Below are 14,910 nucleotides of genomic sequence, written 5' to 3'. Positions count from 1 at the left end.
CGCCGGTTGTTATGTCGCCGCTTGCTGTCGTCGGTCATTGCGCTGGCGGTAAGACCGGTCAACGCGCCAAGGGCAGGTTGAGGGTGAAGGTGCTGCCGCTGCCGGGCACGCTCCACACCGCCACATCGCCGTGGTGGGTGAGCGCCACATGCTTGACGATCGCCAAGCCCAGTCCCACGCCGTTTTCCGTACGACTGGTCTGTTCGGTGCCGCGGTAGAAACGTTCGAATATACGCGCCTGGTCCTCCTTGGCGATGCCGCGGCCCTGATCGAGCACCCGCACCATCGCATGGTCGCCGGTTTTGGCGCGCGACACCGCCACGGACACCGACTTGCCTCGGGGCGAGTAGCCGATGGCGTTCTCCACCAGCTTGGTGATGGCGCTGCGGATCTGGTCGACCTCGCCGTTGACGATCACGCCCTCGTCTCCGTCGACATGCAAGTCCACGCCCGCCTCAACGGCCTGCGATTCCAGTTGGTCGGCCACGTATCGGGCCTGTTCGAGCAGATCGAGACGGTTCGCCGACGACGGGGTGACGGGCTCCTGCGCTTTGATCAGCAACAGCAGATCGGCGACCATATGGTTGAGCTTCTCGCAGGAGTCGCGCACCTGGCGTGCGTCCCGAGCGATACGCTCCTCATCCGCTCCCTCGCGTTCCAGATCGTCGGCCAGCACCACCAGCGCCTCGGTGGGTCCCAGCAACTGTTCGGACACATTGGTGATGAAGGAGTCGCGCACCTGTCCGAATCGCACCGCATCACTCACATCGTCGATCAGCACCACCACGAAACGCTCGTTGATGCGCCCCACCGTAACCTTCAGCCAATTCGGCCGACGCACCGACGCGGTCTCCACCACGCCCGTGGAGGCGGCGGCCTCGCTGGGCATGCTGATGAACCGTTCCGGCGTGCTGGTGGTCAGATCGAACATGCGGCGGCCGCCCGTGGCACGCACCTCATGGACGGCCCGCATCACCTCGTCGATGGCGATGGCGTCGTCCTGCACCACCCCCAAACGGTAGGCGTCCGGGCTGGAACGCACCACCTCATCCTGCGCGTCGACCACAATCGACGTCACCGTCAGCATGGACAGCAGCGTGGCCGTATCGTCGGGAAGATCCTCCAGATTGTCCTCGTCATCCTGCCGATGCTGCGCCTTGAACTTGCGCATGCGCTGGCTGGCGTATTCCGCAACGGAGGCGCCTTGGAGCGTGCGGTCCACCAGCGGGCCGATAAGCTCCCACAGTTTCAGCACCACGATGGCGAACACCGCCAACGCGAACAGCGCGAATACGGCGAAAATCACGATGGACGAAAGCGACTGATCGGGCATGGCTCCCATTCTCCCACACATCGCCGCCCTCGGATGCGCGCACGGGCGCGGATTAGACCCCGGTTCTGCGTTGTTCCCGCCGTCCGGTCCTCTCGCATGCGCGTACGGACGCGGATTATGCCGACACGCGCCACCCAACATGAATGGCGGGTGAACTTCTCGGTGAATATTGCGATAACTTGCGGTGGCTTTTCGCTTTCCGGATTGCCGTGTGGGGCGAGCGAATAATACACTGGTACAGGTTGCATATTTTCACAGCAGGAAAGGCACAAAGAAATGCGCGTTATTTTCAACGAGGAGATGAAGCAGGTTGCGGACGACCTCGATCGCATGGCGCAGCGTGTGCGCAGCGCGATCAACGGCGCCGGCGAAGCGCTGCTCAAGCAGGACGTCGAGGCCGCGCAGGCCGTCATCGACGGCGATATCGAAATCGACGCGCTGGAATCCAGCGTGATCGACCAGTGCGTCAAGCTGCTCGCCAAGCAGAATCCGGTCGCCACCGATCTGCGCGTGGTGGTTTCCACACTGCGCCTGGCCGCCACCTTCGAACGCATGGGCGATCTGGCCCGCCATCTGGCCGAGGCCGCGCGCCGTACCTATCCGGCCTCCCCGCTGCCCGCCGAGGCGCAGGAGGTGTTCGCCCAGATGCAGGCCTTCCTGAACGTCACCGCCGACCGTATGGTGACCATGCTTTCCGACCGTGACACCAAAACCGCCGAGCAGGTCATTATGGACGACGACCAGCTCGACGTGCTGCACAGCCAGACCTTCGCGCTGGCCTCGGACGAGAACACGCCGATGTCCCGCCAGCAGGTGATCGACGTGATTCTGCTCGGCCGCTTTATGGAGCGACTCGGCGACCACGCCGTCTCCGCCGCGCGTCGCGTGGTGTTCATCGTCTCCGGCTTCGACCCGAGCAAGGAGCCGACCCGCGACGAAGGCACCGATATCGACTGATCGCCTTACGGCACATTCCGACGGGGGTGCCACAGCAGGGCTCGTGAAACACCATCGAACTTGGTATTTCACGAGCCCTTTTGACGTCTGATGTCAGGATGTGCCGTAAGGCTGGCGACATACGAAGCGACATACGAAAGAGGGACGCTCCCGATTGGGAACGTCCCTCTTATGCGTTGTCGGCTTCAGATCACTTCTGGCCCTGGGCGGCGACGGCGGCGGCACCGGCGGCGGCGGCCTCCGGATCCAGATACTCGCCACGCGGCTTGATCGGCTTGAAGTTCTCGTCCAGCTCGTACAGCAGCGGCATCGCGGTCGGGATGTTGACCTTGGCGATCTCCTCTTCGGTGAGGTCGTCAAGCATCTTCACGATGGCGCGCAGGCTGTTGCCGTGGGCGGCGATCAGCACGGTCTTGCCGGACTTGAGCTCCGGAATGATGTCGGACTCGAAGTACGGCTTCACGCGCTCGACCACGTCGGCCAGGCACTCGGTCTCCGGAACCGGATCGCCCGCGTAACGCGGATCGCCGCTCTGGGAGTACTGGTCGCTCGGATCGATCTCCGGCGGCGGGGTCGCGTAGGAGCGACGCCACAGCATGAACTTCTCGTCGCCGTACTCCTCGCGGATCTCGGTCTTGTTCTTGCCCTGCAGAGCGCCGTAGTGACGCTCGTTGAGACGCCAGTTGCGCTTGACGGGGATCCACAGGCGATCAGCCTCATCCAGCGCGACGTTGGCGGTGTTGATGGCGCGACGCAGCATCGAGGTGAAGACGATGTCGGGAAGGACGTTCTTCTCCTTGAGCAGGCGGCCGCCATTCTTGGCTTCCTCGACACCCTGCTCGGTCAGCGGGACGTCGACCCAGCCGGTGAACTGATTGGTTTTATTCCATGCGCTCTGTCCGTGACGGAGCAGTACTAGTTTGTAAGACATGGCTTTAGTCTAGGCGACCTTGGAGACGAATCGCAACAGAATTCCGCCCTGTGGCGGGGCGTATCCGCTACATTCACCACGACGCGAGGAATTGCGCATGGCCAACGAACACCGCCACCCAGCATAGGGCGGACAGCAGCGCGTATATTCCGGCCGCACCTAAGGCCCGGCGATAGTCGGACTTGCGCGCGCACATGCCGACGTACACGGCATACGCCAGCGGTACCGCCAGCAATACGCCGGGCATCCTCACGCCGCCCCACCGCATCGGCATCGAATAGAACGCCATCAGACTGAGCAGAACGGATAACACCAACACCACATACAGCGACGTCATCGCCTTGCCCAAGCCGATGCGCGCGGCGTACGTGCGTTTGCCGGAGGCACGGTCGGAGGGGATGTCGCGGATGTTGTTGATCATCAGCAGCGCCACCGCGTTCAGTCCCGCGACGATGGCGCCTGTCCAGAGATGGTCGGCGATAAGCAAGCCCGTGATGGCGTAGCAGGTGCCGGCCGTGGCGACCAAACCGAAGAACACGAACACGAAGACCTCGCCCCATCCGGCATATCCGTAGGGGTGTTTGCCGCCGGTGTAGAACCAGCCGGCGGCCAAGGCGGCGACGCCCACCGCCAGCAGCCACCAGCGTTGGCCGCCGATAATCACTACAAGTCCGGCCACGCAGGCCACGGCGGACGCAATACCGGCTGCCGCCAGCACGTGTTTGGGATTCACACCCGACGCCACAAGACGGGCGGGTCCGACGGCCGAGGCATTCCCTTCGATTCCGCCGCGGCCCGCATCCGTGCCTCGGATACCGTCGGAATAGTCGTTCGCGAAATTCACTGCGATTTGCAACGCCAGAGCCACGATGAGGCATGCCACGAAGGCCATCCAGAACCATGCCGAAGGAGCGCCCCCGGCCACAGCCGGCGTATCGCAGCCGCCGGCAACCTCGACGGCGGATTGTCCCAACGCATCGCAATACCACCGCTGTTCCATCGAACCTGTCCAAGCCGCTGCCGCACCGACCAGCACCGGAGCGATCGATGCCGGCAACGTGCGTGGCCGCATGCCACGCATCCACATCGCAATACCCATTTCTTCTTCCCCTTGACGCTTTGAAGCCATCGTATATCCCACCACAGGTCGGAAGCCGACTTCGTTGACGCGCCCAACCTTTTCCCATTGTAATTGGGGGGGGGTGACGGTTCGATGCCCAAAGCGTTGATATGGGACGGCTTCTCCCAGTGCGATTGGAAGGGCTTGAATGTCCACCTCATTCATCACCGCAATCGGTTGCATCGCCTCACGAACCATCCCGATAGAACGCAAAAACGAGTTTGGTGTGTCGGATTTGCCTGACAAGGCCAATTCCTCACACCAAACTCGCGAATCAATCGTTTTAAGTGAGCAATGCCTTCAGACCCGACACACCAAACTCGAAATACCGTGTATCACACCGTTTCTATTGGGCCGGATGGGTGTCGGAATCTTCGTTGGAGGGCTGCTCGGATTCAGACTGAGCGTTCACAGGTTCGGTCGACTGAACCGGCTCGGGCACAGGCTGGTCGGACACTGACTGAGCATCCACCGGCGGAATCGGCTGAGGCTGCGCTGCCGCAGGTTGAGTGAATGACTGGTCGGACTGCGGCTGGGCATACGGCGCTTGGGCCATCGGCTGACCATATGGCTGCTGGGCGTTCACCGGCTGAGCGTTCATCGGCTGAGCAGGGTACTGCTGTCCATAAGGCTGAGCGTAAGGCTGCTGAGCGTATTGCGGCTGACCATACGGCTGCGCGTAGGGCTGGCCCTGCTGCGGGGCATATGCCTGCCCGGGCATCGGCTGACCCGGCATCGGCGGCTGGCCATACGGCTGACCCGGCATCGGCGGCTGGCCATACGGCTGTCCCGGCATGGCGGCCATGGGCATGGGCTGAACCTGAATCTGTGCCTTCTTGCGGCGATAATCGATGACGAACTCCACCACAGTGCCGGCGAGCATGGCGATCGCACCAAGCATCAGCAGATAGAGGCCGCTGTCGATGCGACCGAAGCCGACCTCATCGACCCAGTCGACCACCTGGATAACCGCGTAGAGGCTGACCACGAAGGATCCGATGCCAAGCAGCATCGATGCCAGATGCTTCTTGAACACCAGCACCGCAAGCGTGGCCACCGCCAGAATAATGAACACCCAGCCGTCGCCGGCGCTCATCAGGTTGAGGCTGGCGGAGAAGCCGCTCATCCGCAGGGACGCGGCCGGGAAGAAGCACGCGAGCATCGTCAGCACGCATCCAGCGGCCGCGACGATGGCCGGAACGCCATACGAACGGCCGGCGATGGTCACCTCGAAGGTTTCCACTTTGCGCATGAAGTCGGAGGCGGTTTTCTTAGGAGCGCCGGCGGTGTTCGGACCGGTCGGAGAGAATGGATTCGGGGTGGGATTGACGTTCGGGGTGGGATTGACGTTCAGGTTCGGAGTCGGAGTCTGGTCGGGATTCATGTTGTGGCGCTCCTGGATTGAGGGATTCGTTCGCTGTCCCTCATCCTACGACGAAAGCCCGGCGGAACCGGGCTTTCTCAGAAAGGTCACAGAAAGCTGACAGCGGTCTGCCATATTCCGAAGGAATATACAAGCAGACCGCGCGAGGCGGCCGTAGAGGAAGCCCAGTGGGCTTCCGTGCCGCCGGAGCCATCCTTATAACAGAACGCAACCACAGACTGATGGATTCTTCCATTAGCTGTGGTTGCGTTTTGCTGTGCTTGCGTTTTGTTATAAGGATGGCTCCGGCGGGAAAACAGTCCACTGGACTGTTTTCTTTTCCGCCTCGCGTGAAGCCGATATGAACTAAGCTGCGCTTAGTTCAGCGGCTTCACCAGCGGGAAGGTGATCGTCTCGCGGATGGTGGCGCCGGTGAGCGCGATCAGCAGACGGTCGATGCCCATGCCGGTGCCGCCGGCCGGGGGCATGCCCACGCCGAGCGCCTCCAGGAAGTCCTCATCGATGTCGCAGGCCTCTTCATCGCCGGCGAGCGCGGCCTTGGCCTGGGCGACGAAACGTTCGCGCTGCACGATCGGATCGTTGAGCTCGGAGTAGCCGGTGGCCAGCTCGAAGCCGCGCACGTACAGATCCCACTTCTCCACCACGCCGGGCTTGGACCGGTGGCCCTTGACCAGCGGCGAGGTCTCCACGGGGAAGTCGCGCACGAAGGTCGGCTCGTAGAGCTTGTCCTCGTAGAAGTGCTCCCACAGGTGTTCGACGAGCTTGCCGTGGTTCTCCACGTCATCGCGTTCCACGCCGAGCTTGTCGGCGAGCGCGCCGAGATGCTCCACGGAGGTGCCGTTCGGCTCCGGGTTCTCCGGATCGTGAGGCACGATCTCCTCGCCCAGCGCTTCGGACAGCGAGTCGTACATGCTCATGGACTTCCATTCGCCGCCGAAGTCGTATTCGGTGCCGTCGAGCAGCGTCACCACATGCGAGCCGAACACGTCCATGGCCGTCTTCTGCACGAGCTCCTTGACGAGCGCGCCGATGGTGTTGTAGTTGCCGTACGCCTGATAGGCCTCGACCATGGTGAATTCGGGAGCGTGGGTGGCATCGACGCCCTCGTTGCGGAAGTCGCGGTTGATTTCAAACACGCGGTCGATGCCGCCGACCAGGCAGCGCTTCAGGAACAGTTCCGGAGCGATGCGCAGGTACAGGTCCAGGTCGAAGGCGTTCATATGCGTGGTGAACGGACGGGCCGCGGCACCGCCGTGCACGGTCTGCAGCATCGGGGTCTCCACCTCGATGAAGTCGTGGCCGTCGAAGGTGCGGCGCAGGGAGGCCACGGCCTTGGAGCGGTTGCGCACCATGTTGCGGATGTTGGTATCCGCGATCATGCCGATGTACGGCTTGCGCGTGCGGGTGTCCTCGTTCAGGTCCTTATGCAGGGCGGGCAGCGGCTGCAGCGCCTTGGTGGCGATGGCCCATTCGGTGGCGAACACGCTTAGCTCGCCCGTCTTGGAGGAGATGACGCGACCCTTGAGATACAGGTGGTCGCCCAGGTCGACGAGCTGCTTGAACTGCTTGAGCGAGTCGGCGCCGACCTCCTTCTTGGAGATCATGCCTTGGATTTTGGTGCCGTCGCCGGCGGCGAGCTGCACGAAGTTCAGGCCGCCCGCGTTGCGGATGAAGAGCACGCGGCCGGCGATGCCCACCACATCCTCGGTTTCGGCGCCGGCCTCCAGCGTGCCGTCGTACTTGGCGCGCAGGGCTTCGATGGAGGTGGTGACGTCCAGCTCCACCGGATAGGGGTTGAGCCCTTCCTTGAGCATGAGGGCGCGCTTGGCCACGCGCATCTGCACCTGCTCGGGATGCGCGAGCGGGCCGAATTCCTTGTTGCCCGGGTCGATGGCCTCATCCAATGTGGCACCGCCCTCGATGCGCTCGCGAATGGCGGCGTCCTGCGCCAACAGCATTTCGGCGCGTTCGACGGTGGTCATCTGAGGTACGGCGGATTCGCTTTCGACGCTCTCCAAGCCGTCGACGTTCTCTGTGATTTCGGTGTTTTCGACAAGTTCAGACATAGAAAGACAGTGTACGGCTTCAGGGTGACGGAAGCGCCCGCGGAGCATTCCACGGCAGCGCGGCACGCCGATTTGTGTTTGTCTTCGGGTTCGTTGTATTATCTACGACGTTGTCTAACGGGCTGTAGCGCAGCTTGGTAGCGCGCTTCGTTCGGGACGAAGAGGCCGCGGGTTCAAATCCCGCCAGCCCGACAACTGGGTCAGATCCTTGCCTAGCAAAGGTCTGACCCTTTTCTTATCCGGCCTGATCCCGACTCGCCGCACCCGCACCACATATTCCACCACTACCGCTCAGGAACAACCATGAAGAAAAGCCTGCTCGCGCTTGCTTCCGGCGCGTTCATCCTCGGTGCCGCCGAATTCGTGATGATGGGCATCCTGCCCCAGACGGCCGCCACGATGAACGTCGACATCCCCACCGCCGGCAATTACATCTCCGCGTATGCGATCGGCGTGTGCATCGGCACGCTGATTCTCGTGTTCGGACGCAAGGTGCCGCCGAAGCATCTGGTGATCCTGTTCATGCTGTTGGCGCTTACCGGCAATCTGCTGAGCGCCGTGGCGGTGAATTCTCCGATACTGCTGGCCGCTCGTCTGATCTCGGGTCTGCCGCATGGCGCGTTCTTCGGCACGGCCACACTGATCGCCAAAACCGTCGCCGACAAGGGCAAGGAGGCGCAGGCCGTCTCGCTGATGGTCACCGGGCAGACCGTGGCGAATATGCTCGGCGTTCCCGCGGGCACGCTGATGGCCGAATATCTCAACTGGCGTCTGGCGTTCGGCGTGCTCGCCGCGTGGGCCGCGATGACCATCGGTCTCGTGCTGGCGTGGGTGCCGAATGTGCCGCCGGTGAAGGACGTCGGTTTGGCCGGCCAGTTCCGATTCCTGAAGCGCCGCGGCCCGTGGGTGATTCTCGCCGCCGTGTTCGTGGGCAACACCGGTGTGTTCTGCTGGTGGAGCTACGTCTCCCCCTGGCTGCAGCAGACCGGTGGATGGGGTTCCGATCTGGTGCCCGCGATGATGATGCTCGCCGGATTCGGCATGGTGTTGGGTGGTCTGATCGGAGGCCGCATCTGCGACCGTTGGCGATCCGCCGGCACCGCCGCGCTTGGACAGTTCTTCTCCTGCGTTGGCCTGCTGCTGGTGTTCCTGCTGCCCGGCAACCATATCTCCACGCTGATTCTCACGTTCTGGATCGCGTTCGGACTGTTCTTCATCTCCTCCCCGCAGCAGCTGCTGATGGTGGAGGCCGGTCAGGGCGGCGGCGAGCTGATCGCCGGCGCGGCCGTGCAGGTGGCGTTCAACGCGGGCAACGCGGTTGGTTCGGTCGTCGGCGGCATGGCGCTAACCATGTCCTCTATGGACTACCACTCCACCGGCTTGGCTGGCATGCCGTTCGCCGCCGCGGCCGTGGCGCTGCTCGCCTTCTACTCGCTGCGTTGCGAAACGGACACCGACGCCATCCACCGCATGCGCGAAATCCAAGTCTGATTAGCCCCGTCATGCTGAGCGGAGTGCAACGAGGCGCAAGCATCTCCACGCCGATGACGTTGATTGTTTGAGAGCAAGCTCACAGAGTATCGTCGCCTCCTCGCCGAACGAAACCAATAGACTGGTGGAAGTTCGACGAGGAGGTTTTGTTATGGCCGACGATGAAGCGCTGCTGGCCCAGTTCGCCGCGAAGTTCGCGCACGGGCCGGGTGACGCGGACGACACCGATGCAATGCCGTCCTGGCAAGGCACTGAGGCGTTTCTCGCGAGACTTGACGCGATTTTCGACGCGCATGAGGCCTCCACCAAGGCGGGTCCGTACTTGGAGCAGGCGATGATCGACGCGGAGAACGCGGGCGACGAGGCCGGCCTGTTCACCGTGCTCAACGAGACGATGGGATTCTATCGCTCGCAAGGCAGACATCGGGAGAACCAGTGGATCGTGCAGCGCGCCATGGAACTCGCCTCGCGCATGGGTCTGCCGGCCGACGATCCGCAATCATGGACCACCACACTGATTAATTGCGCCACGGCGATGCGAGCCGCCGGGGAATATCCTCAGTCCGAGGAGCTGTACCGCATGGCACTGCAATCCGCCGAAACCGCGTTCTCCCCCACCGACCGCCGGCTCGCCGCCCTGCACAACAATCTGTCGATGCTGTATTCCGAAACCTCGCGCGCACCCGAGGCGCGACGCGAATTGGAGACGGCGCTGCATATCCTCGAATCCTCCAGCGTGAACCCAAACGAGGATATCGACGTAGCCTCCACCCACACGAACCTCGCCCTCGCCCTGCTCGCCATAGCCCAGTCCGATGAAAATCCGCAGCACGGCGAGACACTGGATGAGGCGGAGGAACATGCCGCAGAGGCGTTGCGCATCTACCGCACCGGGCATCTGGAGCATTCCGCGCATTACGCTTCGGCGTTGGCCGGATACGCGCAGGTCGCCTGCGCGCGCGAACGCTACGACAACGCGGTGGCCCACTATCGCAAGGCGTTGACGGTGATCGAGGAATGCTACGGCAGGGATACCGACTACTACCGCATCACCGAATCCAACCTCCGCCAAGCGCAAGAACTGGCCCACGAAGAGCATCACGCAGTCCCATCCGCCGATGTCCCAAACGCCTCCGTCAGTCCGAGCGGATCCTCTTCTGTCATGCTGAGCGGAGTCGAAGCATCTCAGAGATTCCTCGACTCCGCTCGGGATGACGGAGGGGGACGCAACCACGGTGACGAAAGAATGCGCAACCACGGTGACGATGGAACGGGCATCCATGAAGATGACGGAACACGCATCCTCGGTCTCGAACTCGCCCGCCAATACTGGCTGGCCTATGGCAAGCCGCTGATCGCCGAACGCTACCCCGAATACCAAGGCCGCATCGCGGCCGGACTCGTGGGCCACGGTTCGGAATGCTATGGCTTCGACGACGAATTCTCCCACGACCATGATTTCGGCCCGCGGTTCTGCCTGTGGCTCACCGACGAGGATTACGCCGCCATCGGCGAACGTCTGCAAGCCGACTATGACGCGTTGCCGCAGGAGTTCAAGGGCTTCGGACCGCACGAATCCACACCTCGCGCGCGAGGAACGGGCCGGCGTGACGGCGTGTTCCGCATCGGCGATTTCTTCGAGTCGATCACCGGATACCGGCAGGCGCCGCTGGCGGACGCGCCGCATGAATGGCTGATGTTGGATGAGGCGACGCTGGCCGCGGCCACGAACGGGCAAGTGTTCGCGGATCCGCTGGGCGAGTTCTCGAAAACCCGTCAGGGATTCAAGCTTATGCCCGAGGACGTGCGACTGTCATTGATCTCCAAACGGCTTGGCATGATTGCGCAGGCGGGGCAGTACAACTTGCCTCGCAGCTTGGCGCGCGGCGACGGCGCGGCGGCATGGCTGTCGATTCAGGAGTTCGTCACGGCCGCAAGTTCGCTGGTATTCCTGCTCAACGAGCCGGTTTCGGCGGGCTATATGCCGTATTACAAATGGCAGTTCGCCGCGTTGCGAAGGCTTTCCTCCCGTATGGCAACCCGGCTGCCCGATGTGTGCGAACAGTTGGAGTCGATACTGCGACTCTCCTCCGCCGCCTGTTTCGGCGGCAAGGGATTCGGCGAAGGAGGCAAGGGCGCGGCTCCGGCCGCCGACGCCGTCATCGCCACGGTCGAACACGTCTGCGTCAATATCGTTTTGCAACTGCGCCGCGAAGGGCTCACCGACAGCGATGAGACGTTCCTGGAATGGCAGCGGCCTTACGTGGAACAACATATCGCCAGCGACGCCGCCTGCCTGCACAGCATGTAAGAAGTCATAAGGAAGTTAAGGAGTCATCATGAGCGAACTCGTCGATGCCATCGTGCGGCTGGAATGGGATCAGTTCCAGCGCACCAACAATGAGGGCGGCCGCGCCGCCTGCCAAGGCAATTGGCCGATGTTCCGCCAGATGCGCGCCAGCCAGTTCCTCACTTGGGAACTGCCTTTGCTGGAAAGCTACCGGAACGATTTGGTGGAGGCCGACCGCGCAGGCCGCAATCTCATCACCGAGAAATACGGGCGCATGATGGCTTCCACAGCGCCCGAAGAATACAGAGAGAACATCGAACCGCACATTCCGCCGTTATCCGACAAGCGTATTGCCGTGCAGGAGAAGGTCATCGCCACGCAGGTGGCGTGGGCGGCCGATTTCCGCCAGCGCTACCCCAAGCTCGGGGCCGCCATGCGCGTGCTCGCCACCGCCGAAGACACACCCGAGGCGACGTCGTTCGAGACGTATCTGCGTGGCGAACTCGGCACGTATTCCGAACGCACGCTGGAGCTCTACGAGCGGATGGTCCGCGAAGTCGAAACCGCCGGCCGCAACCTGACCGAGGAGACCATCCTCAATACCGTGCGGCTCGGCGGTTTCACCAGCCTTGACGAGGCCGAAGCGGCGCAGTAACGATCGCTACGCCCGCTTGCCTATCTCCGGACCGTCGGAGTCTTCGTCGCCTTCGGCGCTCCGGCTCTTGGATCGAATCAATCCCACCAAGCCCCAAATGATGGCGATCAGCACCAGCCCACCGCCGACAGCGCCGAATATGACACCGACCATCATGCGCGAATCGGCGACGAGATTCAGACTCAGAATCGGCGTCTCCATGCCGAACACGATGGCGATCACACCCATTATCGCGAGCAGCACGCCCAGCACGATGGTTGCGCCGCTCGGACCGGTTTTATGGATTACCGGACGTTCCGTCACCGGCTGCGACGGCACCTGCACGAAGGGCTGGGGGCCGGGTTGCGCCCAAGGATTGCCGCCCTGCGGAACGGATCCGCCGCGCGCCGCCGAACCGCCGGACGGCGGCTGGGTGGCGTACAACGGCACCTGCGGAACCGTCTGGGTGTTCCGAGCATCCCGTTCGGCCTTCTCCCGAGCCAATTCGTCAAGCGGCTTCGTCATATCAAGGTCGTCCGCCGCGGCGGATTCCTCGACCGTCTGGGATTCGTCGGCCAGTCGGGAATCTTCAACTAGCTGGGTTTCGTCAGCCATATCGACGGAATCGTCCGAACTGCTCGTTTCATTCGAACCATCGACGTTATCCCGCACCGTCTCGAGGGGCTTGGTCTCATCGACCACCGTCTCAAGTGGGAGGGTTTCAGTCTGAACACTCTCGAAGATCGCAGTGTCGATCGCCGTGGTTTCGGCGGGCACGGCATCGATGGTCTGCGTGCGCTCGTCATCCGAGGGGATCGGCATGACTGTGGTTTCGGTTTCGTCGCTCATGATCAGTTCTCCTTCGCAAAGGCCGATATCGACGCGGCACTGGGCAGCGTGCTGTCGGATTCGTAGACGACGCGCACCTGCGCTCCGGTCACATTCTCCACGTTGATGTACAAATCGACCCCGTTCACGATCTCATTGTCGTAGTCCAGCCACTGGTAGTTGGAATCGTAGCTGTTGACCCAGTATTCGCCGGAGGAGAATCCGATGGACGCGCCCATGCCGCTGTCGGTCATGGCGGTGTATGGTCCGCCAAGCGCCGAGAAGCCGTGAATGAAGCTGTCGCCGCTTTCACCCCACGACCAAGTGCATCCGTCGGGGATCGTCACCTGCACCTGCGCCTTGGTGGCGCTGATGTTCAGCTGCCCCGCCGGGCATCCCGACTCCACGGTTTTGCTTTCGCCATCCAAGCGCTGCGTCGTCAGTTCATGCGTGCCGTAACGCTCCTCCCAGTCAGTCAGGTCGACGTTCGCGATGCTGCGGTCGTAGCTTTTTCCACGGAACACCACGCCGTCGCTAAACGCTTGCATCTGCCGCTCGCTGGAGTCAAAACCGTAGACGTCGTCGCCGAGGTGCACGCTCTCATAGCCATCCCGCGCCCACAGCAGGCGCAGGTCATCGTAGACATACGAGTAGGCGGCGGAGAGGCACACCATGCAGAAGGCCAGGAACGCGGCGATCCACACGAATGGGTGCAGGCCGCCGGTGCGCCGTCCAATCAGGCCGAGCACGATGATCACCACACCCAGCAGCACGCACACCGCGCCGATCCACATAGTGCCGTAGGTGACCAGCTGCTCCAGACCGTCGATTCCGAAGGGAGCGACGAATCCGCCCATCAGCAGGGCCGCGGAGATGAGGATCAGTCCGAACAGGGTCAACACCACAACGGGTCCGGCCGGCTTGCGGCGGGCGACGCGCGGTTTGACAGGACTCGGCGTGACCGGGAGCAGCATGGCATACGTCGTCGCCGGCCCGGCGGGAGCATAGGCCATCGTCGCGGGAGCGGCGGAAGCTGCGGCAAAAGTAGGCTGTTGGGCGGCAGGCGCAGTGAATTGCGATGCGGTTCCGGCTGTGTTGGATGGAGCGCCCATACCGGGAGCGCCCATACCGGGAGCGCCCGCCGCGGATTGCGCGGAGGCACCGGGAACACCCGTCTGTGGTGCGGGACCGCGATGGGCGAAGCCGTAACCCTCCTGCTGCCGGATGCCGCCTTGGGCGAGAATCCACAATGTCAACAAGGCCAGAGCGATGGCCAGCCAGCCCGCGCCAGGGATGAGGATCGCGAGCGCCAGGCAGGCGAACGCGCCCACGCAGCTCCAATCCCAGTGCCCGGCGATGAGTTCCTCGGCCAGAATGCGACCGTCGCGACCGTCGGGCATCAGCATCCAGCCGATGGCGTACAGCGCCGCGCCGAAGCCGAAAAGCAGCACGGAGGCGAGCACCAGGGCGCGCACGAGGGTGGGGCTCCAGCCTAGGCGGCGGGCCAGTCCGCTGCATACGCCGCCGACCCAGCGGTCGTCGCCGCGCGTGATGGCGCTGGAACGCACCCAAGAGAAGAAGCGTTCGTCCGCGCGCGGACGACGTTGGCCCGGCTGGCCCGGCTGATTCGGATTGCCGTACCGGCCGTACTGGGAGTACGGACCAGCATAGCCAGCCTGACCGGCGTTATTGGATTGGTCGGTTTGACCTGACTGGCCGTATGGTCCCGATTGGCTCGTCTGGCAAGGTTGTCCATACTGGCCGGCCGAACCGGTCTGGCCGTTCGTTTCGGAAGTTGAGTAAGACCCGGGCTGCGGGCCGCCATACATATCGTTCATGTTTCCATTACACCAAGCCGGCGCGCGAAAAACCGTCG

General features: G+C 63.0%; 11 protein-coding genes and 1 tRNA gene. 5 read left to right on the top strand and 7 right to left on the bottom strand.

Annotated features, from left to right (window positions below):
* Positions 1 to 58: 58 nt before the first annotated feature.
* Entirely contained in the window at positions 59 to 1,171 is a 1,113-nt protein-coding gene (locus AC1AV0_RS09180; protein WP_476573330.1) for a sensor histidine kinase, read from the bottom strand.
* Positions 1,172 to 1,609: 438 nt separating this feature from the next.
* Here AC1AV0_RS09180 and phoU point away from each other — a divergent pair, with 438 nt between their 5' ends.
* Positions 1,610 to 2,290, top strand: coding sequence for a phosphate signaling complex protein PhoU (gene phoU, locus AC1AV0_RS09175; protein ID WP_476573262.1), 681 nt, complete (start codon positions 1,610 to 1,612; stop codon positions 2,288 to 2,290).
* Positions 2,291 to 2,480: 190 nt separating this feature from the next.
* On the opposite strand, the gene AC1AV0_RS09170 is transcribed toward phoU, so the two are convergent.
* The 4 genes from AC1AV0_RS09170 to lysS form a co-directional block, all read right to left on the bottom strand.
* The gene (locus AC1AV0_RS09170) at positions 2,481 to 3,221 is read right to left on the bottom strand and encodes a phosphoglyceromutase (RefSeq protein ID WP_476573260.1); all 741 of its coding nucleotides are present in this window, start codon (positions 3,219 to 3,221) and stop codon (positions 2,481 to 2,483) included.
* 73 nt (positions 3,222 to 3,294) lie between these two features.
* Positions 3,295 to 4,320, bottom strand: a complete 1,026-nt coding sequence (gene menA, locus AC1AV0_RS09165) for a 1,4-dihydroxy-2-naphthoate octaprenyltransferase (RefSeq protein WP_476573256.1) — start codon at positions 4,318 to 4,320, stop codon at positions 3,295 to 3,297.
* A gap of 367 nt (positions 4,321 to 4,687) precedes the next feature.
* Positions 4,688 to 5,725 (bottom strand): hypothetical protein, encoded by a 1,038-nt coding sequence (locus AC1AV0_RS09160; RefSeq protein ID WP_476573254.1) that lies wholly within the window; start codon positions 5,723 to 5,725, stop codon positions 4,688 to 4,690.
* Positions 5,726 to 6,081: 356 nt separating this feature from the next.
* Complete coding sequence (gene lysS, locus AC1AV0_RS09155; protein ID WP_476573252.1) at positions 6,082 to 7,791, bottom strand: lysine--tRNA ligase; 1,710 nt, start codon at positions 7,789 to 7,791, stop codon at positions 6,082 to 6,084.
* A gap of 118 nt (positions 7,792 to 7,909) precedes the next feature.
* On the opposite strand from lysS, the gene AC1AV0_RS09150 reads away from it, so the two are divergent.
* The 4 genes from AC1AV0_RS09150 to AC1AV0_RS09135 all read left to right on the top strand — a co-directional run bounded on the left by AC1AV0_RS09150 (position 7,910) and on the right by AC1AV0_RS09135 (position 12,227).
* Positions 7,910 to 7,983, top strand: a tRNA-Pro gene (locus tag AC1AV0_RS09150).
* A gap of 111 nt (positions 7,984 to 8,094) precedes the next feature.
* Positions 8,095 to 9,282 (top strand): MFS transporter, encoded by a 1,188-nt coding sequence (locus tag AC1AV0_RS09145; RefSeq protein WP_476573250.1) that lies wholly within the window; start codon positions 8,095 to 8,097, stop codon positions 9,280 to 9,282.
* A gap of 151 nt (positions 9,283 to 9,433) precedes the next feature.
* A complete protein-coding gene (locus AC1AV0_RS09140) occupies positions 9,434 to 11,593 on the top strand; it encodes a DUF4037 domain-containing protein (protein WP_476573248.1) in 2,160 nt (719 codons plus the stop codon).
* Between the two features lie 28 nt (positions 11,594 to 11,621).
* Positions 11,622 to 12,227: a DUF4125 family protein gene (locus AC1AV0_RS09135; RefSeq protein ID WP_476573246.1), complete on the top strand. Its 606-nt coding sequence runs from the start codon at positions 11,622 to 11,624 to the stop codon at positions 12,225 to 12,227.
* 6 nt (positions 12,228 to 12,233) lie between these two features.
* On the opposite strand, the gene AC1AV0_RS09130 is transcribed toward AC1AV0_RS09135, so the two are convergent.
* A complete protein-coding gene (locus tag AC1AV0_RS09130; RefSeq protein ID WP_476573244.1) occupies positions 12,234 to 13,055 on the bottom strand; it encodes a DUF308 domain-containing protein in 822 nt (273 codons plus the stop codon).
* 2 nt (positions 13,056 to 13,057) lie between these two features.
* Positions 13,058 to 14,872 carry a PspC domain-containing protein gene (locus AC1AV0_RS09125; protein ID WP_476573242.1) on the bottom strand — a complete coding sequence of 605 codons (1,815 nt, stop codon included), beginning with the start codon at positions 14,870 to 14,872 and terminating at the stop codon, positions 13,058 to 13,060.
* Positions 14,873 to 14,910: the final 38 nt, after the last annotated feature.

This window comes from Bifidobacterium sp. LH_558, from assembly GCF_056356295.1.
Note: the sequence above shows the minus strand (reverse complement) of the source record. Positions and strands in the feature narration are given on the sequence as shown.